We start from the raw sequence: 24,824 nt of genomic DNA, 5'->3' as shown, positions 1-24,824 counted from the left end.
TCAGCCGTTGCGCTTCCAGCGCGGCTTCTCGTCGCGGCGGCCGAAGGAGCCGGTGCCGCGGTGGTCGTCGCGGCGGCCGTAGGGACGGTGGCCGCCGGAGGGGCGGTCGTCGCGGCGGTCGCGGTTGAACGGGCGGTCGCTGCCCCGGTGGCCGGAGGGACGGTCGTCACGGCGGAAGCCGCCACGGTCGCCGCCGCGGTGGTCGTCGCGGCGCTCGAAGGAACGGCCGCCACGGTCGTTGTCACGGCGGAAGCCACCGCGGTCGTTGTCCCGGCGGAAACCGCCGCGGTCGCCACCCCGGTCGTCACGGCGCTCGAAGGAACGGCCACCGCGGTCGTTGTCCCGGCGGAAGCCACCACGGTCGCCACCCCGGTCGTCGCGACGCTCGAAGGAACGGCCGCCACGGTCGTCACGACGGTCGTTGTCCCGGCGGAAGCCACCACGGTCCCCGCCCCGGTCGTCACGGCGCTCGAAGGAACGGCCGCCACGGTCGTCACGACGGTCGTTGTCCCGGCGGAAGCCACCACGGTCGTTGTCGCGACGCTCGAAGGAACGGCCACCACGGTCGTTGTCGCGGCGGAAGCCGCCACGGTCCCCGCCCCGGTCGTCGCGGCGGTCGCGGCGCTCGTAGTTGCCCCGCTCGTCGCGGCGCTGACGCGGCTCGTACGAGGAGGAACGCTCGGCGCGCTCCTGGCGCTGCGCCTCCTCGGCGGCAGCGGCGGCCTGGGCGGCCTGCTCGGCGGCGGCCTCCTGCGCGGCGGTGACGGCGGCGGCGACACCCTCCTCGTCCTCGCCGCGGTCACGGGCGGCGCGAGCGGTGAGGCGGTCGGCCTCCTCGCGCAGCTCGGTGGCGCGGCGGGTGGCCCGCTCGAGCTGCTTGGTCAGCTCGGTGACCTCGCGCTCGGCCTGCTGCGCGGCGTTGCCCGCGGACTCGGCCTGCACCTCGGTCATGGACCGGGCGCCGGTGATCTCGGCGACCTCGGGGTCGAACGCGGCGCCGCCCTGGATGATGTGACGCCCGGCGTCGACGCCCGCGTCCTCCATGAGGCGGAAGATCTGGCGGCGCTGGTGCGGCAGCGAGAGCGAGACGACCGTGCCGGTGCGGCCGGCACGCGCGGTGCGGCCCGCGCGGTGCAGGTAGTCCTTGTGGTCGCCGGCCGGGTCCACGTTCAGGACCAGGTCGATGTCGTCGACGTGGATGCCGCGGGCGGCGACGTCGGTGGCGACGAGGGAGTTGACGTAGCCCTTCTTGAAGTCCTCGAGGACCCGGGTGCGCGCGCCCTGCGTCATGCCGCCGTGCAGCGCGTCGGCCTGCACGCCGGCGTCGCGGAGCTGCTCGGCGATGCGGTCGGCGCCCAGCTGGGTGCGGACGAAGATGATCGTGCGGCCCTTGCGGGAGGCGATCGCGGCGGTCACCGGCGCCTTGTCCTTGGGCTTCACGATGAGGATGTGGTGGGACATCGTCGTGACGTTGCCCTGCGCGCTGTCGACCTCGTGGCTGACCGGGTCGTTCAGGTAGCGGGTGACGAGCGTCTTGATCTCGTTCTCCATGGTGGCGGAGAAGAGCATCCGCTGGCCGCCGGCCGGGACCTGGTCGAGGATCTCGGTGACCTCGGGCAGGAAGCCCAGGTCGGACATCTGGTCGGCCTCGTCGAGGACGGCGACCTCGATGTTGCTCAGGTCGCAGGCGCCGCGGTTGATGAGGTCGCGCAGTCGGCCCGGGGTGGCGACGAGGATGTCGACGCCGCGCTCCAGGGCGTAGATCTGGTTGCCCATCGACGTACCGCCGCAGACGACCTTCATCTTGAGGCCGACCTGGTCGCCGTACGGCTGGAGGGCGTCCGCGACCTGCATCGCGAGCTCACGGGTCGGGGTGAGGATGACGGCGCGCGGCTTGTGCTTCTCGCTGCGGCCACCGGCCAGACGCGCGAGCGTCGGCAGGCCGAACGAGAGGGTCTTGCCGGAGCCGGTGCGGCCGCGGCCGAGGATGTCCTTGCCGGCCAGGGCGTCCGGGATGGTCGCGGCCTGGATCGGGAACGGGGTGGTCACACCGTTCTGCGCGAGCTTGCGCACGACCGGCTCGGGGAGACCGAGGTCGGCGAACGTGACGGTGGGCTCGTCGTCCTCGATGACGTCGACGGTGTCGACCGCGTCGTTCTCGAGGTTCTCGACGTTGTCGGCAGCCTGGTCGGCGAGGTTTTCAGTGGAAATGGACATGCGAAATGCGAAACCTTCCGGAGTCTCGGCACGCGCCCGCAACTCCGTGTATTCGCAATTCAGCAAATCGACCGCCTCAATGCGGTCCAGCCACGGCAAGGGAGAGTACGCGCCACGTGGCGCTCGTCTTCAGCGGCGCCGGGCAAATGGGATCAAACGATCTACCACCATACGCACCCCCCACCCCCCGAAGCAAACCCGCTCCCTGAGACGCCGCTCACACGATCCGCGCTCGACCAGTCAGGACGGCGGGCCGGGGCCCGCTAGGCCGGGGCTCCGGCCTGCGGCCGAGGCTCGCTGATCCGGGCGTCCGCGCTCTCCTCGTGCGCCGACGACGAGGGCTCCGCGGTCGGCGGCGACGTCGACGGGGCCGGTGACGTCTTCGTGGGCGAGGGCGACGCGGTCCCGCTGGGCGAGCTCGGCCGCTGCGAGGGCCGCTGGGGCGTGCTGCGGGACGGCGAGGCGGGCTTCGAGGGCGGGGTGGCGGCCTCCGACGGCGTGGGCGAGGCCGACGAGGGCGAGGCGGGGGCGTCGGCGGAGTCCTCGGGCGCGGCCCGCTCCTCCGGGGGCTCAGCCGGGGCCCGGCCGCCCCGCGTGCCCACCTCGGCGCCGCCGTCCGGGACCTCGGCGCCGCCGTCGGGCGCCGCGCCCGAGCCCCGCTGCGGCGGCGAGTGGGTGGCCGAGCCCGCGCCGTCGGCGCCCACGCTCATGCAGCCTGCGGCCGCGGCGACGGCCACGGTGGTCGCGGCCAGCCGGCCCAGGCGGAGCGCGGTGAGCGACAGGGCGCGTGACGAAACGGACAGCTGGCGCACGGGCGGGCACCTCCGGTGCACGAGAGGGGGTCACCTTGGGGGGTACCGTTCCCAACTCCTGTCACCCGGACGAGGACACGCGCCGCGCGAGCACCGCACAAAGCCCCCACATTCGGCGCGGGGACCTCACCCGTCAGGGGGCGCGGCTCAGCCGTACCCGAGCGCGTGCAGCCGCGCGTCGTCGATCCCGAAGTGGTGCGCGATCTCGTGCACGACGGTCACCTCCGTCTCGGCGACCACGTCCTCCCTGGACTCGCACATCCGCAGCGTCGGCCCCCGGTAGATGGTGATCCGGTCGGGCAGCACCCCCGCGTACCACTCGCCCCGCTCGGTCAGCGGCGTCCCTTCGTAGAGCCCGAGCAGGTCGGGGTCGTCGGCGGGCGGCTCGTCCTCCACGAACACCGCCACGTTGTCCATGAGTCGGGTCAGCTCGGGCGGGATCCGGTCGAGCGCCTCGGCGACCAGTTCCTCGAACGTCTCGCGCGTCATCTCCAGCACACGGCCATTGTCCGGTACAACCCGCATATCCACCCGTGCACTTGGGCATACGGGAGCAATGGCCCGCTCGCCCGCCGCCGCCATACGTCGAGTCCGCCGCAGCGTCCGGGGCGTCCGCAGCGCCCCAGCCGCCCTGCTGCGCCACTACCGGGACCGGCACCCCGGCCCGGTCCTGGAGCTGGTCCATCCGCCGCACCCGTACGTGCGCGCGCTCGGCCTGGTCGCCGTCGTGCTGCTCGGCGCCTGGCTCGGCCTGCTGATCGTCGGCAGCGTCCGTACGCCGGTCGGGCCGATGGACACGAAGATGACGCTGCGCCCGTCGTTCTCGGGCGGTACGAAGATCAACGTGTCGCCGCTCGGCGCCCTGGAGCTCGACTCGCACACGGCGCCGATCCGCCTGGACGTCGACGTGGACCGCCTCGACCCGGCCCGCGCGCAGGCCCTGGTCGACCATCCGGAGCGGTTCTCCGGTCTTCAGGACGAGGTGGCGCGGGACGTCGAGCACGGCACGGTCGACCTGGCGCTGCGCTCCTGCGTGGCGGTGGTCGCGGGCGCGACGACGCTCGGCCTCGTCGTCTACCGCCGCCCGCGCCGCGCCCTGGCGGCCGGCGGCCTCGCGCTCACCCTCCTGGCAGCCTCGGGCGGCACCGCGTACGCGACGTGGAACCCGGAGTCGGTCCTGGAGCCGAAGTTCTCCGGGCTGCTCTCCTCGGCACCCTCCGTGGTCGGCAGCGCCCGCTCGATCGTGACCGAATTCGACGCGTACCAGAAGGAGTTGGCGCTGCTCGTCACGAACGTGACCAAGCTGTACGACGCGACGTCCACGCTCCCCGCGTACCAGCCGGACCCCTCGACGATCCGGGTCCTGCATGTGTCGGACATCCACCTCAACCCGGCGTCGTGGAAGATCATCGCCTCGCTCGTGAAGCAGTACCGGATCTCGGTGATCGTCGACACCGGCGACACCATGGACCACGGCTCGAAGGCCGAGAACGCGTTCCTCGACCCGATCAAGGACCTCAAGGCGCCCTACGTCTGGATCCGCGGCAACCACGACTCGAAGAACGCGACGCAGAAGTACCTCTCCGACCGCAAGCGCTTCAAGAACGTCCACGTACTCGACGACGGTAAGGCCGCGACGGTGGCGGGCCTGCGCTTCGCCGGGATGGGCGACCCGCAGTACACGCCGGACCGGGCGGTGAAGGCGCAGGGCGACCCGGCCGAGCGGCTCTCGGGCGTCCGGCTCGCGTCGGCGCTGCGGGACCAGAGGGCGGCGGGCACCCCGGTCGACATCGCGCTCGCGCACGAGCCGGTGGCGGCGCGCGAGGTGGACGGCGAGGTGCCGCTCGCGCTGGCCGGGCACATCCATCACCAGGAGATGGAGCTGCTTCCGCTCGGCACCCGGCTGCGCGTCGAGGGCTCGACGGGCGGCAGCGGGCTGCGCGCGGTCGACAACGAGAACGGCCACCCGGATCCGGTCGAGGCCTCGGTCCTCTACCTGGACCGGGACACCAGGCGCCTCCAGGCCTGGGACGAGATCAGGCTGGGCGGTCTGGGCCTGACGACGGCCGAGGTCAGCCGCCATCTGCCCAAGGAGAACCAGCCCGGGGCGACCCCGTCGCCGAGCCCCGCGGAGAGCTCCCCGTAAACCGTTTTGGCGATAGCTCCCCGCATCCCATATGCTTCTCACGTCCCCGACGCGCTGCGAAGCGCGCAGGCGGGCCGATAGCCCTCATCGTCTAGCGGCCTAGGACGCCGCCCTTTCAAGGCGGTAGCACGGGTTCGAATCCCGTTGGGGGCACGCACAACCGTGTGAGACACTAGCTCTCGCTTGTCGCACACAACAGCTTGGTCCTGTGGAGCAGTTTGGAGTGCTCGCCACCCTGTCAAGGTGGAGGCCGCGGGTTCAAATCCCGTCAGGACCGCTGAAGTTCTTCGGAACTTCGTGGCTGGGTAGCTCAGTTGGTACGAGCGTCCGCCTGAAAAGCGGAAGGTCGCCGGTTCGACCCCGGCCCCAGCCACAAAAGGTAGGCCCCGTCTTCGGACGGGGCCTACTGTGTTTTCCGTACGGGTCCCGGAACCGGTGCCGGACGGGTCTCAGACCGGCGCCGCGTGCAGCGGGCCCGTGCCGCGGCCGCCCGGGTGGCGGTGGCGCCAGAACCAGAAGAGGGCGCAGGAGACCAGGGACCAGCCGGCGAGCACCAGGAACGGGAAGACGTGCTGGTTGCCCTGGAAGTAGACCGCCGTGTGCTGGGCGTTGTACGAGGCGCCGGGTGGCAGCCACTGGCCCAGGCGGGCGATGACCGTGGGAAGCAGCGGGGGCGCGACCGCGCCGCCGGACGCCGGGTTGCCGAGCAGGACCAGGAGGCCCCAGGTCGGGATCATCGCCCAGCGGTGGAAGAACGTGTTGAACATCGTGAAGACCATGCCGCAGGTGAACATCGTCAGGGCCAGGATCAGCCAGGACTCGACGAAGGGCAGGTCCACGGCGCCCAGGCCCCAGTCCGCGACCGCCGCGATCGCGAAGCCGCCGAGGAGGGCGTAGGCGATCGTGAACGCGATGCGTTCGGCCGGGTTGAGGCCGCGGGCGTGCACGCTGAGCTGGATCGCGCCGACGAAGCCGATGATCACCGCGGCGAGCGTGATGTAGAAGATCGTGAGGCCGCGCGGGTCGCCGCCCTGCAGCGGGTTGACGTCCTTCACCGTCACCGGGATGCCGGTGGCCTTGCTGACCGGCGGCGCCGCCTCGCCGAAGACCTGGGCGACGGTGACGCCGGACGCTCCGGATACGTCGAGGTGGACGCGGGACCCGCCGCCCCGTACGTCGAGCACCGCGTAGATCTTCTGGGCGTCGAGGGCGTCCCGGGCGGCGGCGCGGGAGTCGTAGGGCTTGAGGTCGAGCTGCGCGTCGAGCGCCTTCTCCATCGCGCCGAGGAACCGTTTGCCCTGGGCCTGGTCGTACGCGCCGGTGACCCCGGTCGGGATGTTGTGCGGCGTCGGGTTGGCCATGGAGTACGTGTACGAGCCGGCGAAGAGCGCGGCCGCCGCCGACAGGATGAGGACGAGCACGGCCGCGGGCAGGAAGGGCGACTTCTTGAAGCCGGCCCAGCGCTCGGCCCCGGTCAGCGGCCTTCCGTGCGCCCCGTGCGGCGCGTGCGGCGGATGCGCCTCACCGGGCCGGGGCGGCTCCTCCGCTGCGGGCTCCTCGGGCATGTGGGACATATCGGAACGTTAAGGCACGTGTGGGCGGGCCACATCCGGACGCGGGCGGCGGGCCGTGCCGCCCACCGCCCGCAAAACCGGTCGCCACGGATTTCGCCGAGGTGAGATCCTTGAGGACGTATGTCTACGCAGCCTGCCCCCGCCGCCGATCAGTTCGCCGCCGTAGCGCGGCGCCTGTCCGAGCTGTCCCTGCGCGACGAGCACCGGCTCGGGCGCAGGCTCGAAGGTGCCCGCAAGATCCGCAAGCCGGAGGCGCGCGCCGCCGTGCTCACGGAGATCGAGGCGGAGGCCGACAAGGCCGCCGTGCGCACGGACACCCGTCGCGAGCGCCGCGCCGCGCTCGACGTCACGTACCCCGAGCAGCTCCCGGTCAGTCAGAAGAAGGACGAGATCGCCGACGCGATCCGCGAGCACCAGGTCGTGATCGTCGCCGGTGAGACCGGTTCGGGAAAGACCACGCAGATCCCCAAGATCTGTCTGGAGCTGGGCCGGGGCGTGCGCGGCATGATCGGGCACACCCAGCCCCGCCGGATCGCGGCCCGTACGGTCGCCGAGCGCGTGGCCGACGAGCTGCACACGCCGCTGGGCGAGGCGGTCGGCTGGAAGGTCAGGTTCACGGACCAGGTCGATCAGGACGCGACGTTCGTGAAGCTGATGACGGACGGCATCCTGCTCGCCGAGATCCAGACGGACCGCGAGCTGCGCGCGTACGACACGATCATCATCGACGAGGCCCACGAGCGGTCCCTGAACATCGACTTCCTGCTCGGCTACCTGGCGCAGCTGCTGCCGAAGCGCCCGGACCTGAAGGTCGTCATCACCTCCGCGACGATCGACCCGGAGCGCTTCTCGCGGCACTTCGGCGACGCCCCGATCGTCGAGGTCAGCGGGCGTACGTATCCGGTGGAGGTGCGGTACAGGCCGCTCCTGGAGGAGGACTCGGACGACGCGGACCGCGACCAGATCACCGCGATCACGGACGCCGTCGAGGAGCTTCAGAAGGAGGGCCCCGGCGACATCCTGGTCTTCCTCTCCGGTGAGCGCGAGATCCGTGACACGGCGGACGCGCTGGAGAAGAAGAAGTACCGGTCCACCGAGATCCTGCCGCTGTACGCGCGCCTGTCGCACGCCGAGCAGCACCGCGTCTTCCAGCGCCACACGGGCCGCCGCATCGTGCTCGCCACGAACGTCGCGGAGACCTCCCTGACGGTCCCCGGCATCAAGTACGTGATCGACCCGGGCACCGCCCGCATCTCGCGCTACAGCCACCGCACGAAGGTGCAGCGGCTGCCCATCGAGCCGGTGAGCCAGGCCAGCGCCAACCAGCGCAAGGGCCGCTGCGGCCGTACGTCGGACGGCATCTGCATCCGGCTGTACTCCGAGGACGACTTCCTGGCCCGCCCGGAGTTCACGGACGCGGAGATCGTCCGGACGAACCTGGCGTCGGTCATCCTCCAGATGACGTCGGCGGGCCTCGGCGACATCGAGAAGTTCCCGTTCATCGACCCGCCGGACCATCGCAACATCCGGGACGGCGTCCAACTCCTCCAGGAACTGGGCGCGTTGGACCCGAAGCAGAAGGACGTCCGCAAGCGGCTCACGCAGCAGGGCCGCAAGCTCGCCCAGCTGCCCGTGGACCCGCGCCTGGCCCGCATGGTCCTGGAGGCCGACAAGAACGGCTGCGTGCGCGAGGTCATGGTGATCGCCGCGGCGCTCTCCATCCAGGACCCGCGCGAGCGCCCGCAGGACAAGCAGGCGCAGGCCGACCAGCAGCACGCCCGCTTCAAGGACGAGACGAGCGACTTCCTCGCCTTCCTGAACCTGTGGCGGTACGTCCGCGAGCAGCAGAAGGAGCTGGGCTCCTCCGCGTTCCGCCGCATGTGCAAGCGCGAGTACCTGAACTTCCTGCGCATCCGCGAGTGGCAGGACATCTATACGCAGCTCCGCACGGTCGCGAAGCAGATGGGCATCCATCTGAACGATGCCGACACTCCCGCTTCCGGCGACGCCATCCACGTCTCCCTCCTTTCCGGTTTGCTTTCGCACATCGGCATGAAGGACGTGAAGGAGTCGAAGGAGTCGCAGGCCAAGGACCCGAAGCAGGCGGGCCGCGACCGGGGGCGGGGCGAGTACATCGGCGCCCGCAACGCCAAGTTCGCGATCTTCCCGGGCTCGGCCCTCTTCAAGAAGCCCCCGCGGTTCGTGATGTCGGCGGAGCTGGTGGAGACCTCGCGCCTCTGGGCGCGCGTGAACGCCAAGATCGAGCCCGAGTGGGTCGAGCCGCTCGCCGAGCACCTCCTCAAGCGCACGTACAGCGAGCCGCACTGGGAGAAGGACCAGGCGGCCGTCATGGCGTACGAGAAGGTGACGCTGTACGGCGTCCCGCTCGTCGCGCAGCGCAAGGTGAACTACGGGCGCATCGACCCCGAGGTCTCCCGCGAGCTGTTCATCCGCAACGCGCTGGTCGAGGGCGACTGGCGCACGCACCACAAGTTCTTCGCCGACAACCGCAAACTCCTCACCGAGGTCGAGGAGTTGGAGCACCGGGCGCGCCGCCGCGACATCGTCGTCGACGACGAGACCCTCTTCGACTTCTACGACCAGCGGATCCCCGAACACGTGGTGTCCGGCGCCCACTTCGACTCCTGGTGGAAGCAGAAGAAGCGCGAGGAGCCCGAACTCCTCGACTTCGAGCGCTCGATGCTGATCCGCGAGTCGGCGGAGGCGGTCACCAAGGCCGACTACCCCGACTCGTGGCGCCAGGGCGGCCTCAAGTTCCGGGTGACGTACCAGTTCGAGCCGGGCGCGGACGCGGACGGCGTGACGGTCCACATCCCGCTCCAGGTGCTCAACCAGGTCACCGACGAGGGCTTCGACTGGCAGATCCCGGGCCTGCGCGAGGACGTGGTGGTCGAGCTGATCCGCTCCCTGCCGAAGCCGATCCGGCGCAACTACGTGCCGGCGCCGAACTACGCGAAGGCGTTCCTGGACCGGGCCGTTCCCCTCCAGGAGCCGCTGCCGACGACGCTGGCCCGCGAGCTGCAGCGGATGGTCGGCGTCCCGGTGAAGCCCGACGACTTCGACCTGAGCCGCGTACCGGACCACCTGAAGATCACGTTCCGGATCGTCGACGAGCGGCGCCGCAAGCTCGCCGAGGACAAGGACCTGGAGGCGCTGAAGCTCCGCCTCAAGCCGAAGGCCCGGCAGGCGATCTCCAAGGCGGCCAAGGCCACGGCGGAGCGCGCGGGCGGCCCCTCGGTCGAGCGGAAGGGCCTCACGGACTGGACCGTCGGCACCCTGTCGAAGGTCTTCGAGACCCGCCGCGCCGGCCAGCCGGTGAAGGCCTACCCGGCGCTCGTGGACGACGGCGACACCGTGTCCGTACGCCTCTTCGACAGCGAGGCCGAGCAGGCGCAGGCCATGTGGAAGGGCACGCGCCGGCTCATCCTGCGCAACATCCCGGTGAACCCCGGCAAGTTCGCGTCGGACAAGCTCAGCAACGCGCAGAAGCTCGCCCTGTCCGCGAACCCGCACGGCTCCGTGCAGGCCCTGTTCGACGACTGCGCCATGGCGGCGGCCGACAGGCTCATCGGCGACTTCGGCGGCCCGGCCTGGGACGAGGAGTCGTACCGGAAGCTCTACGACAAGGTGCGCGCGGAGATCGTCGACACCACGGTGAAGACGGTCGGTCAGGTGCAGCAGGTGCTCGCGGCCTGGCAGGCCTGCGAGCGGCGCCTGAAGTCGACGAAGAGCACGGTGCTGCTGCCCAACCTCCAGGATGTGCGGGCCCAGTTGGACGAGCTGGTGAAGCCGGGCTTCGTCACCACCACGGGGCTGCGCAGGCTGCCCGACCTCATGCGCTACCTCGTCGCGGCCGACCGACGCCTCCAGCAGATGCCGACCAACGTCCAGCGGGACACCACCCGCATGGAGAAGGTCCACGAGATGCGGGACGAGTACCTGTGGCTGCTCGAGCAGATGCCGCAGGGCCGGCCCGTGCCGCAGGAGGTCCTGGACATCCGCTGGATGATCGAGGAGCTGCGGGTCAGCTATTTCGCGCACGCGCTGGGCACGGCGTACCCCGTCTCGGACAAGCGGATCGTGAAGGCGATCGACGCTCAGGTTCCGTGACCGGTCGACCACGAAGGGTGAGTTCGACCGCACGGCCTGCGCTGCTGTAGAGTCCTGTCTCGCAGCGCAACGCAGTACAGCGCGGCGAAACCTGGTCCTGTGGAGCAGTTTGGAGTGCTCGCCACCCTGTCAAGGTGGAGGCCGCGGGTTCAAATCCCGTCAGGACCGCAGTAGATGAGGCCCGCACCGTTTGGTGCGGGCCTCTTTCGTTTGCCTCTTTCTCAGGCTTCACCCACCGGCCTCACGACACGCCCTCCCGCCCCGCTGCGAGCTTGATCGCCCCGGCCGCCTTGCCGCCCGCCGAGAAGGCCCCTGGAGCGCCCTGTGAGCGCCCGCGAGGGCAGTGGGGACCAAAGACCCTCGAAGGTGTGACCAAAGCCGACCCTGCGCGGCCTCAACTGGTGGCAGCCTAGGGAGAGTCGGCGGTACGTCAGGAGCGGCGGTCGACGCCGGCGCCTCCAATAGCGCAAGGGCGTCAGCCGCAACAAGCGACGGGGCGTGTGACGGGTGTCACCGAACTTGTTTTGGAAACACCGTTTCTTACCCCCTTCCTACAACGGCTCAATTTAATATGTGCAATTGCACTGACCACAGGGGCGCACACGAACCCCCACCGACGACCCGCCCGGTCCGGCCCGCGCGCACAAAAAAGATCGCGCTGGACCCGGCGGAGTCCAGCGCGATCGAGCGACGCTTCCGTGATGCAGTTGAGATGACGCCTCAGCGGACCTTCAAAAGAAGGAGTCCTGTTGGGGCAGGACCCGCGTCGAGTGGAGCTATGGGTGGGCGTCCACCGGATTGGGGGACCCGGAACGCCCGGCTTTGCCGCGAAATGCGGGGTCTCAGGCCTCGCTGCGCTGCTGCGGGATGCCCGCAAGCAGGGCGCGGACCTCGGCCTCGCGGTAGCGGCGGTGCCCGCCGAGCGTACGGATCGACGTGAGCTTGCCAGCCTTCGCCCAGCGCGTGACCGTCTTGGGGTCGACGCGGAACATCGTGGCGACCTCAGCGGGGGTCAGCAGCGGCTCGGCATCAGGGGTGCGAGCGGTCATGAGCGGCCTCCTCGGAGAACCGAACCTTCTCGGTTCATTCCTCTAAATTCTGCACCTTGACCCGCGTTGCCCGAAATGGCGGACGCGAGTCGAGTCGGTTATAGGACGAACGGCTTGTCCTCGGCACTACAACTACACCATCCGTCCAGCCACGTCGGCCAAACCGATGGAATTGCCCTCCCAGGTGTTCATCAGCGACGGATGCCGATGGACCGTGCCATAGCGGACAGTCACGCCACAGTGACGATCAGTCACAGAGCGATCAGGAGCCATCAGACCCCCCAACGGCAGTGCAATGCTGAGTAATCCGTCCATGGTTGGACTTAGTTGGACGGAAGGAGCCCTCCCCGGACTCCTTGTCCTATTTTGGCACGAGGAGGGGTGATGGGCGCAAGGTTCCCGTAAGTGCCGTCCATCACGCTTGAGGCAAACGCCCGGTTCAGGACGTAGGTCCCGAAGGCCGGTGTGAGCGGCCTCACTTGGGGGTTTCAGTTGGCGAACTGCCGGTCCCGCGCCGACCGCCAGCGTTCCACAAGCCGCGCGTACGCCACTCCCGCGCCGTCCTCGTCACCGTCGCGCAGCGCCGCGATGCCCTCCGCGACGTCCGCCGCCGAGTGGTCCTCCTCCAGGAAGTCCTGGGGCAGCGAGTGCACGAGTCCGCCGTAGTCCAGCTCGACGTACGAACGAGGGTGGAACTCCTCGAGCCAACGCCCCACATCTACCAGGCCGTCGATCAGCGGCCCCTCCTCGACGGCGTCCTTCAGCGCCTTCAGACCGCGCGCGACCCGGCGCCTGGCCTGCACCATCGGCGTCCGGTAGCGCAGCCGCGGGCCGCCGACGCCCTCCTCCGCGTCGTCGGCGGCCTTCTGCTCGTACTCCCGCTCCTCGTCCGAGACGAGCACGAACCAGTTGATCGGCACCTGCCACGTGGACGTACGGATCCAGGGCCTGGCGTCCGGGTTCCGCTCCAGCCAGCGGTCGTAGTCGGCCGCCGTCTGGCGCCGCACCACCGGGGGGATCGCCGCGTCGAGCACCGGCGCCGGCAGCTCGGCGGGCAGCTCGTCCAGGGCCTGCCAGCCGCGCAGCCTGGTGCGCCACGGACAGACGCACACCACCCCGTCGACCACCATCACGAACGCGTCGTCGCTCTCGTGGACCGGCACGGGCACGGGCGGCACCGGTAGCAGATCGGCCAAAGATCGGCGCAATTCATCCTGGTAGGAGGGGAGCCGCTCGCGCTTCGCGTAGCGCTCCCAATGGCCGCGCTCGGGCTGCGGGAAAGCTGCGAGGGGTTCGTACACACGCAGATACGACGCGTACGGGACGGTCACCGACGACACCTTGGGCACGGCTGCTCCCTCCCCCGCCCACGGGCTGGAAAACACTGCAAATCGTCCCACGTGGCGACGCGACGGGATTCGACCGTACTTGCGGCCCCCGACGACGCGGGAGAGTGATCCTGCGCACTGCCACCGTGGCGGGCCCCGGCACGCTCTAATCTCTTGCCCACGAACACCACCGGAAGCCCGCCACCCGCACGGGATTCCGTCCAACCGCCGCTATGTGCTTGGGAGTCACCACAGTGACCGATGTGACCGGCGACGCTGTCACCACCTCCGGCAGCTCCGTTCTGCACACCCTCTTCCACTCCGAGCAGGGTGGCCACGAGCAGGTCGTCCTCTGCCAGGACCGCGCCAGCGGCCTCAAGGCCGTCATCGCCCTCCACGACACCGCCCTGGGCCCGGCCCTCGGCGGCACCCGCTTCTATCCGTACGCCTCCGAGGAGGAGGCCGTCGCCGACGCGCTGAACCTCGCGCGCGGCATGTCGTACAAGAACGCCCTGGCCGGCCTCGACCACGGCGGCGGCAAGGCCGTGATCATCGGCGACCCGGCGAAGATCAAGAGCGAGGCGCTGCTGCTCGCCTACGGCCGCTTCGTGGCCTCGCTCGGTGGCCGCTACGTGACGGCGTGCGACGTCGGCACGTACGTCGCCGACATGGACGTCGTGGCCCGCGAGTGCCGCTGGACCACCGGACGCTCCCCCGAGAACGGCGGCGCGGGCGACTCCTCCGTGCTCACCGCCTTCGGTGTCTTCCAGGGCATGCGGGCGAGCGCCCAGCACCTGTGGGGCGACCCGACGCTGCGCGGCCGCAAGGTCGGCGTCGCCGGCGTCGGCAAGGTGGGCCACCACCTGGTCGAGCACCTGCTTGCGGACGGCGCCGAGGTCGTGGTGACCGACGTCCGCCCGGAGTCGGTGCGGCAGATCACCGACCGGCACCCCGAGGTCGCGGTCGCCGCCGACACCGAGGCGCTGATCCGCACGGAGGGCCTCGACATCTACGCGCCCTGCGCCCTGGGCGGCGCGCTGAACGACGAGTCCGTACCGGTCCTGACCGCGAAGGTGGTGTGCGGCGCGGCCAACAACCAGCTCGCGCACCCGGGCGTGGAGAAGGACCTCGCGGACCGCGGCATCCTCTACGCGCCGGACTACGTGGTGAACGCGGGCGGCGTCATCCAGGTCGCCGACGAACTGCACGGCTTCGACTTCGACCGGTGCAAGGGCAAGGCCGCGAAGATCTTCGACACGACACTTTCCATCTTTGCTCGTGCGAAGTCGGATGGCATTCCGCCGGCCGCTGCGGCCGACCGGATCGCCGAACAGCGGATGGCGGAGGCCCGCGGACGCGGCTGATGAGGGCGCCTGCGTAACGAGCATCACGCCCCTCGGCGGGTCGCTCCTCAGGAAGAGGTTAAAATCGCAGCTGACCAGCGAGGAAAGGGCTCCTGGCTGGTCCTGCGCACACGCGCGTCCTGCGGGCGACGTACCGTATGGGCGTGGGCTCAGGTACCGTGGAAGCCCTACGGACCGGTCTCCCTGCGGGGAGCCCGTTCCAGATCATGAACGCGTGTCAAGACTCTGGGGCCATGCAGCCCCATCACCGAGGGGGTCGAGCCATGGGGCGCGGCCGGGCCAAGGCCAAGCAGACGAAGGTCGCCCGCCAGCTGAAGTACAACAGCGGCGGGACTGACCTGTCGCGTCTGGCCAACGAGCTAGGCGCATCCACGTCGGATCCAGTGTCGAATCAGCCGCCGAACGGCGAGCGTTTCGAGGATGACGACGAGGAAGACGACCCGTACGCCCGCTACGCGGATATGTACAACGACGACGAGGACGAGGACGACGAGTCCGGTCCTTCGTCGCAGCGCCGCGGCGCTTGACCTCGTAGCACGTCAGCGTCCGAGAGGCCGCTGCACTTCACCCGGTCCGGGGTGGTCACCACGCCGGACCGGGTTTTGTGCTGCCCCGAACCGCCCGGAGTGGCTCCGGGCAGCCCCGGCGGGCTCAGGCCGCGTAGTCACCGGTGAGCTCGGCGCCCGTGGTGTGCTCGCCGCGCTCGACGATCTCGCCGGCCACCCAGGAGTCGACGCCGCGGTCGGCCAGCGTCGCGAGGGCGACCTCCACCGACTCCTGCGGCACGATCGCCATCATGCCGACGCCCATGTTCAGCGTCTTCTCCAGCTCCAGGCGCTCGACCTGCCCCTTCTCGCCGACCAGGCCGAAGATCGGGTCCGGGGTCCAGGTGGAGCGGTCGACCGTGGCGTGCAGTCCGTCCGGGATCACCCGGGCGAGGTTGGCCGCGAGGCCGCCGCCCGTGATGTGGCTGAACGCGTGCACCTCGGTGGTGCGCATGAGCGCCAGGCAGTCCAGGGAGTAGATCTTCGTCGGCTCCAGGAGCTCCTCGCCGAGCGTGCGGCCCAGCGCCTCGACGTGCTCGCCCAGGTCCATCCCCGCGCGCTCCAGGAGGACGTGGCGGACCAGCGAGTACCCGTTCGAGTGAAGACCCGACGAGGCCATCGCGATCACCGCGTCACCCGTGCGGATGCGATCGGGACCCAGCAGCTCGTCACGCTCCACGACACCCGTCCCGGCACCCGCGACGTCGAAGTCGTCCGGACCCAGCAGGCCCGGGTGCTCCGCCGTCTCGCCGCCCACGAGGGCGCAGCCCGCGAGGACGCAGCCCTCGGCGATGCCCTTCACGATGCCGGCGACCCGCTCCGGGTGGACCTTGCCCACGCAGATGTAGTCGGTCATGAAGAGCGGCTCGGCCCCGCACACCACGATGTCGTCCATGACCATCGCGACGAGGTCGTGGCCGATCGTGTCGTAGCGGCCCAGCTGACGGGCGATGTCGACCTTCGTGCCGACGCCGTCGGTCGCGGAGGCCAGCAGCGGGCGCTCGTACTTCTTCAGCGCGGAGGCGTCGAAGAGTCCGGCGAAGCCGCCGAGGCCGCCGAGGACCTCGGGGCGCTGCGTCTTCTTCACCCACTCCTTCATCAGCTCTACTGCGCGGTCGCCGGCTTCGATGTCGACGCCTGCAGAGGCATAGCTGGCACCGGTGGTCTCAGACATGGGTGTTGAGAACTTTCGTGTCGTTACTACGGGGGTCCGCGTGGGCTACGGGCGACGGATCGCGTCGGACGCGGCGGTGGACGCGGGACCTGCGGCCAGCTCCGTCTCCAGGAGCTGCTTGCCGAGGAGCTCGGGGTCGGGCAGCTCCATCGGGTACTCGCCGTCGAAGCAGGCCCGGCAGAGGTTCGGCTTGGCGATGGTGGTCGCCTCGATCATGCCGTCGATGGAGATGTACGAGAGCGAGTCCACCCCGAGCGAGGTGCCGATCTCGTCCACCGTCATGCCGTTGGCGATGAGCTCCGCGCGGGTCGCGAAGTCGATGCCGAAGAAGCAGGGCCACTTGATGGGCGGGGAGGAGATCCGGACGTGGATCTCGGCCGCGCCGGCCTCGCGGAGCATGCGGACCAGGGCGCGCTGGGTGTTGCCGCGCACGATCGAGTCGTCGACGACGACCAGCCGCTTGCCCTTGATGACTTCCTTGAGCGGGTTCAGCTTCAGACGGATGCCGAGCTGGCGGATCGTCTGGGAGGGCTGGATGAAGGTGCGGCCCACATAGGCGTTCTTCACCAGTCCGTTTCCGAACGGGATGCCGGAGGCCTCGGCGTAGCCGATCGCGGCCGGCGTTCCCGACTCCGGCGTGGCTATGACGAGATCGGCCTCGACCGGAGCTTCCTTGGCGAGCCTGCGGCCCATCTCCACGCGGGAGAGGTACACGTTCCGACCCGCGATGTCGGTGTCGGGGCGGGCCAGGTAGACGTACTCGAAGACACAGCCCTTGGGCTTTGCTTCGGCGAACCGCGACGTTCGCAGTCCGTTCTCGTCGATGGCGACGAACTCGCCCGGCTCGATCTCGCGCACGAAGCTGGCGCCGCAGATGTCGAGGGCGGCGGTCTCGGAGGCGACCACCCAGCCGCGCTCCAGGCGGCCGAGGACCAGCGGGCGGATGCCCTGCGGGTCACGGCCCGCGTACAGCGTGTTCTCGTCCATGAAGACGAGCGAGAAGGCGCCCTTGACCTCGGGCAGCACCTTGAGTGCCGCCTCCTCCACGGTCAGCGGCTTGCCGTCCTCGTCGACCTGTCCCGCGAGGAGCGCGGTGATCAGGTCGGTGTCGTTGGTGGCCGCGACCTGGGTCGCGCGGCCGTTCTCCTTGGGGAGATCGGCGACCAGCTCGGCGAGCTGCGCCGTGTTGACCAGGTTGCCGTTGTGCCCGAGGGCGATCGAACCGTGCGCGGTCGCGCGGAACGTCGGCTGGGCGTTCTCCCATACGGAGGCCCCGGTGGTCGAGTAGCGGGCGTGACCGACCGCGATATGACCCTGGAGGGACCCAAGGGAGGTTTCGTCGAAGACCTGGGAGACGAGTCCCATGTCCTTGAAGACGAGGATCTGGGAGCCATTGCTGACCGCGATTCCCGCGGATTCCTGACCCCGGTGTTGGAGGGCGTAGAGCCCGAAGTACGTGAGCTTTGCGACCTCTTCACCCGGAGCCCAGACACCGAAGACGCCGCAAGCGTCCTGGGGGCCCTTCTCGCCGGGAAGCAGGTCGTGATTGAGTCGACCGTCACCACGTGGCACGCCACCGAGTGTAGACGTGATCCCCCAGTGGTCCGAATTGGGGACCGTGGCTACGCGGGTTGACCGGGGCGGATGTGACTCAACTCATCGAGGCGTCCGTAGTACGGACGAGTAGTTGACAGGTGTACGTCACTGTCGGCAGAGTCCCGGGCCATGCAGCCACTCCGTGACCACGTGGTCACCCTTGTGGAGCGCCGCCACGTCGACCTGGTCCGTGTCGCGAGCGCCATCTGTCTCTGTGCGTGATTGATCCCCGCCGCCCCTGACGTCCCTCCGACGTCGGGCCGACGGCTCCCGCCCGTGTGTGCCGGAGCCGCGCATCACCGCATCCGCGCGCCCTGTCGAGGCGCGTGCCTTCGCATGCCGCCTCGGCGGCCATCACCCCGGAGACCCCATGCCTTCGCATGCCCCGCGTCTGTCCCGTCGTGCCCTGGGCGGCGCGGCCGTCGCCACCGTCGCCGCGGCGGGAGTCGGGTCCACGGCCCGCGCCGCGCAGGCGGCCGAGCCCCGTGAGACCCCGTTCAAGGCCGCCACCGGGCGCAGGTCGCGGCGCCCCAACATCCTGTTCATCCTGGGCGACGACCTCGGCTGGGCGGACCTCTCCTCGTACGGCGCCCCGCACATCAGGACCCCGCACCTGGACCGGCTCGCACGCCAGGGCGTCCGGTTCACCGACGCCTACAGCGGCTCCGCGACCTGCTCCCCCACCCGCTTCAGCCTCTACACGGGCCGCTACCCGGGCCGTACGAAGGGCGGTCTCGCCGAGCCGATCGCCGACCGGTCCGTCGGGCTCGACCCGAACCACCCGACGCTCGCCTCGCTGCTGCGCGACGCCGGCTACGCGACGGCCCTGATCGGCAAGTGGCACTGCGGCTATCTGCCGGACTACGCGCCGACGAAGTCGGGCTGGGACGAGTTCTTCGGGAACTTCGGCGGCGCCCTGGAGTACTACTCGAAGCTGGGCCTCGGCGGCGAGTACGACCTGTACGAGGGCGACGCCGAGTACAAGGACCTGCGCTACTACACGCGGATCGTGACCGAGCGGGCGAGCGAGTACGTGAAGCGGGACCACGGCGACAAGCCGTGGCTGCTCAACCTGAACTTCACGACCCCGCACTGGCCGTGGATCGCCGACGGCGACGAGGAGGCGAGCGCCGAGGTCGTACGGCGGATCGAGGCGGGCGACAAGCGGGCGCTGTTCCACGACGACGGCGGTTCGGTCGAGAAGTACACGGAGATGGTTCAGGACCTGGACCGGTCCATCGGGCAGGTGCTCGCGGCGCTGAAGGAGTCGGGGCAGGAGGAGGACACGCTCGTCTTCTTCGCCTCGGACAACGGCGGCGAGCGCTTCTCGTACAACTGGCCGCTGTCCGGCAACAAGTCGTCCCTCCAGGAGGGCGGCATCCGGGTCCCGACGATCGTGCGCTGGCCCGCCCGGATCGGCGGCGGGCAGGTCAGCCACGAGCCGGTGTTCACCCCCGACTGGACCGCGACGCTCCTGGAGGTCGGCGGGGCCCGCCCCGACCGCGCGTACCCGCTGGACGGCACCAGCCTCGCGGGCTACCTGCTGCGCGGCGAGCGGTTGCCGGAGCGCGAGCTGTTCTGGCGGGTGCGCGGCGAGCGGGCCGTGCGGCGCGGCGACTGGAAGTACTACCGGGGGACCGGCGGCACGGACCAGCTGTTCGACCTGGCGGCCGACCGGCGCGAGCAGGCCGACCGTGCGGCCGACGAGCCGGAGCTGCTGGCAGAGCTGAAGGCGGCGTGGGAGCGGACGGACGCGGAGCTGCTGCCGTACCCGTCCTGAGACGCCGCGTCCGGCTGACGTGTCACCCGTCGGCGGCGGTGAGGCCGATGCCGCTGCCGTCGGGCTTCTTCAGGGTGAGCGAGTCGCCCCGGATGTCGTAGCCCGCCTTGTCCTTCAGCACCTTGAGCATCGCCTGCTCGACCTTCGCGGCCTCCCCGATGCAGCCCATGCGGGTGCTGTTCAGGGGACCGAAGGTGATGTGGCCGTCCTTGACGGTGGCCTTGGCGCGGGCGCTGTTGCAGCCGAGCCGGGCGCTGACGTGGCCGTCCTTGTCGAAGACGAGGCTCGCCCTGTCGCGGGCCGCCCTCGGCACGGAGCTGCTGACGTCGTCGCTGGTCAGGCCGGTGACCTTCCACTTGGTGCCGACCAGCTTCGCGTCCCGCTGTTCGGCGAGGGTGACGGTGTCGCCGTTGGACCGGGTGAGGGTGAGGCGGTCGTGCTTGTCGCCCTCGGCCTTGATCGTGTTCTTCTCGGCGAGGGCGCCCGCCAGGGTCTTCTCGAAGGCGCTGACGCCCTTGTCCTCGCAGAGCATCATGGTCCGCCTGGCCTTGCCGAGGTCGACGCTGTCCCCGGTGACCTCGGCCTCGGCGTCGAAGTGGTTGCAGCCGTAGTTGCCCCGCACCCGCTCGTCCGAGACGAACTCGAGGTAGGCGCCGCCCGGCGACTTGGTCGTCCGCCCGTCCACCGTCACGCTCTCCACGGTCCAGTGGACGCCGGCGACGGGCGCCCCGCCGACGGTCATCGAGCCGGCCTTCTGGTCCCCGCAGGCGGTGACGGTGGCCAGCGCGGCGACGGGGAGGGCTGCCGTACTGATCAGGGCGCGTGTGCGAGCTGTACGTAGCGTGAGCATGGCAATGGGACGGGGTGGGCCGCATTCCGGTTCCGGCCGGCCGCACCGCCCGCCCGCATCACGCCATGATCGGCAGCAGCCCCGCCAGGTCGGCCCGCTCCCCGCTCGCGCTCACCAGCGCCTCGCCGACCGCCGTCGACCAGCTCGTACGGCCGGTGGCGAGGCGGATCCAGGTGAGCGGGTCGGTCTCGACGACGTTCGGCGGGGTGCCGCGGGTGTGCCGGGGGCCCTCGACGCACTGGACGACGGCGTACGGCGGGATCCTGACCTCGGTCGACGCGCCCGGGGCCTTCGTGGCGAGGGCGTCGGCGAGGATCCGGGTGCAGGCGGCCAGGGCCTGGCGTTCGTACGGGATGTCGAGTCCGGGCAGCGCGGCGTTCAGGTCGTCGGTGTGGACGATCAGCTCGACGGTGCGGGTGACCAGGTAGTCGGCGAGGGTCATGTGGCCGGTGCGGTTGGCCACGAGGGCGTCGCCGGCGTGCTCGGCGAGGGCGCGCTCGAGTCCCTGCGCGGCCTCGGCGTACAGCGTCGCCAGGTCGTGGTCGGCCGCGAGCCCGCGCACGTACGCGTCGATGTCCTCGGCGTACGGGGCGGACGTCATCGGCCAGTCCTGCGGCCGGAGTTCGGCCTTTCCGGGGCCGGCCGCTGCGAGCCCGCGGGCGACGGCGCCGGCCGCCATCGTGATGTGCGCGGCGAGCTCCCGCACGGTCCAGTCGCCGAGCCGGGTCGGCGCGGCGAGCTGTTCGGGCGTGAGCGACTCGACCGCCTTGCGCACGGCGCCGAACTGGGTCAGTACGGCGGTGCGGGTCTTGTCGAGGTTGTACGTGCGGGGCTTCCTCTTGGCCGGTGGCATGGGAGGAGCCTATGACCGGCGGAAGCCCCCGCCCCAGAGGGCGGGGGCTTCTCGCTGTTCGTGCTGCTCGTCAGCCGAAGATGCCGGTGAACGTGTCCTCGTGCGCGGCACGCAGCTCGGTGAGGGAGAGCGCGAACTCGCCCTGCACGTCGACGGAGTCGCCGTCCACGACACCGATGCGGGTGACGGGGAGGCCCCGCGCGCCGCACATGTCGTTGAAGCGGAGCTCCTCGCTGCGCGGCACGGAGACGACCGCGCGGCCCGCCGACTCGGAGAACAGGAACGTGAACGCGTCCAGGCCCTCCGGGACGATCAGTCGCGCGCCCTTGTCGCCGAGCAGCGCCGACTCGACCACGGCCTGGATCAGACCGCCGTCGGACAGGTCGTGCGCGGCGTCGATCATGCCGTCGCGGGAGGCCGAGATGAGGATCTCGCCGAGCAGCCGCTCGCGCTCCAGGTCGACCTTGGGCGGCAGACCGCCGAGGTGCTCGTGGACCACCTGCGACCAGGCCGAGCCGCCGAACTCCTCGCGGGTGTCGCCGAGCAGGTAGAGGAGCTGGCCCTCTTCCTGGAAGGCGACCGGGGTGCGGCGCGCGATGTCGTCGATCACACCGAGCACGGCGACGACCGGCGTCGGGTGGATCGCCGCCTCGCCCGTCTGGTTGTAGAGCGAGACGTTGCCGCCGGTCACCGGCGTGCCGAGCTGCTGGCAGCCGTCGGCGAGACCGCGGATGGCCTCGGCGAACTGCCACATGACGGCCGGGTCCTCGGGCGAACCGAAGTTCAGGCAGTCGGAGACGGCGAGCGGCTTGGCGCCGGTCGTCGCGACGTTCCGGTACGCCTCCGCGAGGGCGAGCTGCGCGCCCGTGTACGGGTCGAGCTTCGCGAAGCGGCCGTTGCCGTCGGTCGCGATGGCGACGCCGAGGCCGGTCTCCTCGTCGATCCGGATCATGCCCGAGTCCTCGGGCTGCGCGAGCACGGTGTTGCCCTGCACGAAGTGGTCGTACTGCTGGGTGACCCACTTCTTCGACGCCTGGTTCGGCGAGGAGACGAGCTTGAGGACCTGGTCCTTCAGCTCGGCGCCGTTCGCCGGACGGGGCAGCTTGCCCGCGTCGTCGGCCTGGAGCGCGTCCTGCCACTCGGGGCGGGCGTAGGGACGCTCGTAGACCGGGCCGTCGTGGGCGACCGTGCGCGGGTCGACGTCGACGATCTTCTCGCCGTGCCAGAAGATCTCGAGGCGGTCGCCGTCGGTCACCTCACCGATGACGGTGGCGATGACGTCCCACTTCTCGCAGATCTCCAGGAAGCGGTCGACCTTCTCGGGCTCGACCACCGCGCACATGCGCTCCTGCGACTCCGACATCAGGATCTCCTCGGGGGAGAGCGTCGAGTCGCGCAGCGGTACGTCGTCCAGCTCGACGCGCATACCGCCCGAGCCGTTGGACGCCAGCTCGGAGGTGGCGCAGGAGATGCCGGCGGCGCCGAGGTCCTGGATGCCGACGACGAGCTTCTCGGCGAAGGCCTCCAGGGTGCACTCGATGAGGAGCTTCTCCTGGAACGGGTCGCCGACCTGGACCGCGGGACGCTTCGACGGCTTCGCGTCGTCGAAGGTCTCGGAGGCCAGGATCGAGGCACCACCGATGCCGTCGCCGCCCGTGCGGGCGCCGTACATGATGACCTTGTTGCCCGCGCCGGACGCCTTCGCGAGGTGGATGTCCTCGTGCCGCATGACGCCGATGGCACCGGCGTTGACCAGCGGGTTGCCCTGGTAGCAGGCGTCGAAGACCAGCTCGCCGCCGATGTTCGGCAGGCCCAGGCAGTTGCCGTAGCCGCCGATGCCGGCGACGACACCCGGGAGCACGCGCTTGGTGTCGGGGTGGTCGGCGGCGCCCATGCGCAGCGGGTCCACGACCGCGACCGGGCGGGCGCCCATCGCGATGATGTCGCGGACGATGCCGCCGACGCCGGTGGCCGCGCCCTGGTAGGGCTCGACGTACGACGGGTGGTTGTGCGACTCGACCTTGAAGGTCACGGCGTAGCCGTTGCCGACGTCGACCACACCGGCGTTCTCGCCGATGCCGACGAGCAGGGCGTCGGACTGCGGGGCCTTCTCGCCGAACTGGCGCAGGTGCACCTTGGAGCTCTTGTACGAGCAGTGCTCGGACCACATGACCGAGTACATGGCGAGCTCGGCGCCGGTGGGCCGGCGGCCGAGGATCTCCACGACCCGCTCGTACTCGTCCTTCTTCAGGCCGAGTTCGGCCCAGGGCAGCTCGACGTCGGGAGTCTTGCTTGCGTTCTCTACGGTGTCGAGGCTCATGAGGCGGCGACCAGCTTCTTGAGGATCGAGGTGAAGAACGGGAGGCCGTCGGTGCGGCCGGACCCGATGAGGGGCTCGACGGCGTGCTCCGGGTGCGGCATCAGACCGACGACGTTGCCCGCCTCGTTCGTGATGCCCGCGATGTCACGGAGCGAGCCGTTCGGGTTGCCGTATCCATTAGCGGCTTCGCCGCGGGCCACGTACCGGAAGGCCACGCGACCCTCCGCCTCCAACATGTCGAGCGTGCGCTCGTCGGCGACGTAGCGGCCGTCCATGTTCTTCAGCGGGATGTGGATCTCCTGGCCGGCCTCGTAGTCGGCGGTCCATGCGGTGTCCGCGTTCTCCACCCGCAGCTTCTGGTCGCGGCAGATGAAGTGCAGGTGGTCGTTGCCGAGCATCGCGCCGGGGAGCAGGTGGGCCTCGGTGAGGACCTGGAACCCGTTGCAGATCCCGAGGACGGGGAGGCCCGCCTTCGCCTGGTCGATCAGCGTTCCCATGACCGGCGAGAAACGCGAAATGGCGCCCGCCCGCAGGTAATCGCCGTAGGAGAAACCGCCCGGCAGGACGACGGCGTCGACCTGCTTCAGGTCCTTGTCCTTGTGCCAGAGCGCGACGGGCTCGGCACCGGCAAGGCGGATCGCGCGCTGGGTGTCGCGATCGTCCAGGGAACCGGGAAAGGTGACGACGCCAATACGAGCGGTCACTTTTCGGCTCCCACCGCGGGCTCTTCCACCTTGACGGTGAAGTTTTCGATCACGGTGTTGGCGAGGAAGGTTTCCGCCAGCTCTTGGATACGGGCGAGGGCGGCATCATCCACCGGCCCGTCCACTTCGAGCTCGAAACGCTTTCCCTGACGTACGTCGGAGATGCCGTCGAAACCGAGGCGCGGCAGCGCGCGCTGCACCGCCTGGCCCTGGGGGTCGAGGATCTCCGGCTTGAGCATGACGTCGACTACGACGCGTGCCACTGGCACTCCCGGTGTGTGGTTGAGCTGGTCCGTTCAGCGTACCTGCCCAAATTTTCTACTCGCGTAGACAGTAGGAAGCTACGAGATGCGGATCACGTTATGGCAACGACATGAGATC

19 protein-coding genes and 4 tRNA genes are annotated in these 24,824 nt (G+C 70.2%); 10 read left to right on the top strand and 13 right to left on the bottom strand.

Annotation, left to right across the window (positions count from 1 at the left end; genetic code table 11):
• The 3 genes from ACTWJ8_RS21010 to ACTWJ8_RS21000 all read right to left on the bottom strand — a co-directional run bounded on the left by ACTWJ8_RS21010 (nucleotide 1) and on the right by ACTWJ8_RS21000 (nucleotide 3,527).
• Nucleotides 1-2,217: a DEAD/DEAH box helicase gene (locus tag ACTWJ8_RS21010; RefSeq protein ID WP_443260003.1), complete on the bottom strand. Its 2,217-nt coding sequence runs from the start codon at nucleotides 2,215-2,217 to the stop codon at nucleotides 1-3.
• A 263-nt stretch (nucleotides 2,218-2,480) separates the two neighbouring features.
• A complete protein-coding gene (locus ACTWJ8_RS21005; protein WP_356386095.1) occupies nucleotides 2,481-3,029 on the bottom strand; it encodes a hypothetical protein in 549 nt (182 codons plus the stop codon).
• A 147-nt stretch (nucleotides 3,030-3,176) separates the two neighbouring features.
• Nucleotides 3,177-3,527 (bottom strand): metallopeptidase family protein, encoded by a 351-nt coding sequence (locus tag ACTWJ8_RS21000; RefSeq protein WP_356386098.1) that lies wholly within the window; start codon nucleotides 3,525-3,527, stop codon nucleotides 3,177-3,179.
• Nucleotides 3,528-3,585: 58 nt separating this feature from the next.
• Here ACTWJ8_RS21000 and ACTWJ8_RS20995 point away from each other — a divergent pair, with 58 nt between their 5' ends.
• The 4 genes from ACTWJ8_RS20995 (at nucleotide 3,586) to ACTWJ8_RS20980 (ending at nucleotide 5,548) form a co-directional block, all read left to right on the top strand.
• On the top strand, nucleotides 3,586-5,175 hold the full coding sequence (locus ACTWJ8_RS20995) for a metallophosphoesterase family protein (protein WP_443260002.1): 1,590 nt from the start codon (nucleotides 3,586-3,588) through the stop codon (nucleotides 5,173-5,175).
• Between the two features lie 80 nt (nucleotides 5,176-5,255).
• Nucleotides 5,256-5,328, top strand: a tRNA-Glu gene (locus ACTWJ8_RS20990).
• 49 nt (nucleotides 5,329-5,377) lie between these two features.
• A tRNA-Asp gene (locus ACTWJ8_RS20985) sits at nucleotides 5,378-5,452 on the top strand.
• Nucleotides 5,453-5,474: 22 nt separating this feature from the next.
• Nucleotides 5,475-5,548: transfer RNA gene (locus ACTWJ8_RS20980), tRNA-Phe, on the top strand.
• Nucleotides 5,549-5,624: 76 nt separating this feature from the next.
• Here ACTWJ8_RS20980 and ACTWJ8_RS20975 read toward each other — a convergent pair.
• Nucleotides 5,625-6,740, bottom strand: coding sequence for an ABC transporter permease (locus ACTWJ8_RS20975; protein ID WP_356386724.1), 1,116 nt, complete (start codon nucleotides 6,738-6,740; stop codon nucleotides 5,625-5,627).
• Between the two features lie 129 nt (nucleotides 6,741-6,869).
• Between ACTWJ8_RS20975 and hrpA the strand changes: the two genes are divergently transcribed.
• Together hrpA and ACTWJ8_RS20965 are read left to right on the top strand one after the other, a co-directional pair.
• On the top strand, nucleotides 6,870-10,880 hold the full coding sequence (gene hrpA, locus ACTWJ8_RS20970) for an ATP-dependent RNA helicase HrpA (protein ID WP_443260001.1): 4,011 nt from the start codon (nucleotides 6,870-6,872) through the stop codon (nucleotides 10,878-10,880).
• A 93-nt stretch (nucleotides 10,881-10,973) separates the two neighbouring features.
• Nucleotides 10,974-11,048: transfer RNA gene (locus tag ACTWJ8_RS20965), tRNA-Asp, on the top strand.
• A gap of 674 nt (nucleotides 11,049-11,722) precedes the next feature.
• On the opposite strand, the gene bldC is transcribed toward ACTWJ8_RS20965, so the two are convergent.
• The gene (bldC, locus tag ACTWJ8_RS20960) at nucleotides 11,723-11,929 is read right to left on the bottom strand and encodes a developmental transcriptional regulator BldC (protein WP_003949541.1); all 207 of its coding nucleotides are present in this window, start codon (nucleotides 11,927-11,929) and stop codon (nucleotides 11,723-11,725) included.
• A gap of 488 nt (nucleotides 11,930-12,417) precedes the next feature.
• Nucleotides 12,418-13,278 carry a hypothetical protein gene (locus tag ACTWJ8_RS20955; RefSeq protein ID WP_443260000.1) on the bottom strand — a complete coding sequence of 287 codons (861 nt, stop codon included), beginning with the start codon at nucleotides 13,276-13,278 and terminating at the stop codon, nucleotides 12,418-12,420.
• A gap of 233 nt (nucleotides 13,279-13,511) precedes the next feature.
• Between ACTWJ8_RS20955 and ACTWJ8_RS20950 the strand changes: the two genes are divergently transcribed.
• Together ACTWJ8_RS20950 and ACTWJ8_RS20945 are read left to right on the top strand one after the other, a co-directional pair.
• Nucleotides 13,512-14,621, top strand: a complete 1,110-nt coding sequence (locus tag ACTWJ8_RS20950) for a Leu/Phe/Val dehydrogenase (protein ID WP_443259999.1) — start codon at nucleotides 13,512-13,514, stop codon at nucleotides 14,619-14,621.
• A gap of 263 nt (nucleotides 14,622-14,884) precedes the next feature.
• The gene (locus tag ACTWJ8_RS20945) at nucleotides 14,885-15,148 is read left to right on the top strand and encodes a DUF3073 domain-containing protein (protein WP_356386113.1); all 264 of its coding nucleotides are present in this window, start codon (nucleotides 14,885-14,887) and stop codon (nucleotides 15,146-15,148) included.
• Nucleotides 15,149-15,272: 124 nt separating this feature from the next.
• Here the strand turns inward: ACTWJ8_RS20945 and purM are convergent, their stop codons facing one another.
• Both purM and purF read right to left on the bottom strand, forming a co-directional pair.
• The gene (purM, locus tag ACTWJ8_RS20940; RefSeq protein WP_356386116.1) at nucleotides 15,273-16,340 is read right to left on the bottom strand and encodes a phosphoribosylformylglycinamidine cyclo-ligase; all 1,068 of its coding nucleotides are present in this window, start codon (nucleotides 16,338-16,340) and stop codon (nucleotides 15,273-15,275) included.
• Between the two features lie 45 nt (nucleotides 16,341-16,385).
• Complete coding sequence (gene purF / locus ACTWJ8_RS20935) at nucleotides 16,386-17,912, bottom strand: amidophosphoribosyltransferase (RefSeq protein ID WP_356386119.1); 1,527 nt, start codon at nucleotides 17,910-17,912, stop codon at nucleotides 16,386-16,388.
• Between the two features lie 153 nt (nucleotides 17,913-18,065).
• Here purF and ACTWJ8_RS20930 point away from each other — a divergent pair, with 153 nt between their 5' ends.
• Nucleotides 18,066-18,158, top strand: a complete 93-nt coding sequence (locus ACTWJ8_RS20930; protein WP_356386122.1) for a putative leader peptide — start codon at nucleotides 18,066-18,068, stop codon at nucleotides 18,156-18,158.
• 148 nt (nucleotides 18,159-18,306) lie between these two features.
• Nucleotides 18,307-19,716: a sulfatase family protein gene (locus ACTWJ8_RS20925; protein WP_443259998.1), complete on the top strand. Its 1,410-nt coding sequence runs from the start codon at nucleotides 18,307-18,309 to the stop codon at nucleotides 19,714-19,716.
• Between the two features lie 22 nt (nucleotides 19,717-19,738).
• Here ACTWJ8_RS20925 and ACTWJ8_RS20920 read toward each other — a convergent pair whose 3' ends face one another.
• The 5 genes from ACTWJ8_RS20920 to purS all read right to left on the bottom strand — a co-directional run bounded on the left by ACTWJ8_RS20920 (nucleotide 19,739) and on the right by purS (nucleotide 24,706).
• Nucleotides 19,739-20,566 carry an META domain-containing protein gene (locus tag ACTWJ8_RS20920; protein ID WP_443259997.1) on the bottom strand — a complete coding sequence of 276 codons (828 nt, stop codon included), beginning with the start codon at nucleotides 20,564-20,566 and terminating at the stop codon, nucleotides 19,739-19,741.
• A gap of 58 nt (nucleotides 20,567-20,624) precedes the next feature.
• Nucleotides 20,625-21,419: a sterol carrier family protein gene (locus ACTWJ8_RS20915; RefSeq protein WP_443259996.1), complete on the bottom strand. Its 795-nt coding sequence runs from the start codon at nucleotides 21,417-21,419 to the stop codon at nucleotides 20,625-20,627.
• Between the two features lie 70 nt (nucleotides 21,420-21,489).
• Nucleotides 21,490-23,739 (bottom strand): phosphoribosylformylglycinamidine synthase subunit PurL, encoded by a 2,250-nt coding sequence (purL, locus tag ACTWJ8_RS20910; protein WP_443259995.1) that lies wholly within the window; start codon nucleotides 23,737-23,739, stop codon nucleotides 21,490-21,492.
• Nucleotides 23,736-24,443 carry a phosphoribosylformylglycinamidine synthase subunit PurQ gene (gene purQ / locus ACTWJ8_RS20905; RefSeq protein WP_443259994.1) on the bottom strand — a complete coding sequence of 236 codons (708 nt, stop codon included), beginning with the start codon at nucleotides 24,441-24,443 and terminating at the stop codon, nucleotides 23,736-23,738. Before purQ ends, purL begins: the two co-directional genes overlap by 4 nt.
• Nucleotides 24,440-24,706: a phosphoribosylformylglycinamidine synthase subunit PurS gene (gene purS, locus ACTWJ8_RS20900; RefSeq protein ID WP_356386140.1), complete on the bottom strand. Its 267-nt coding sequence runs from the start codon at nucleotides 24,704-24,706 to the stop codon at nucleotides 24,440-24,442. The genes purQ and purS overlap by 4 nt, the downstream gene beginning before the upstream one ends.
• Nucleotides 24,707-24,824 lie beyond the last annotated feature (118 nt).

Source organism: Streptomyces sp. SDT5-1, from assembly GCF_052245995.1.
Lineage (GTDB): Bacteria > Actinomycetota > Actinomycetes > Streptomycetales > Streptomycetaceae > Streptomyces.
Note: the sequence above shows the minus strand (reverse complement) of the source record. Positions and strands in the feature narration are given on the sequence as shown.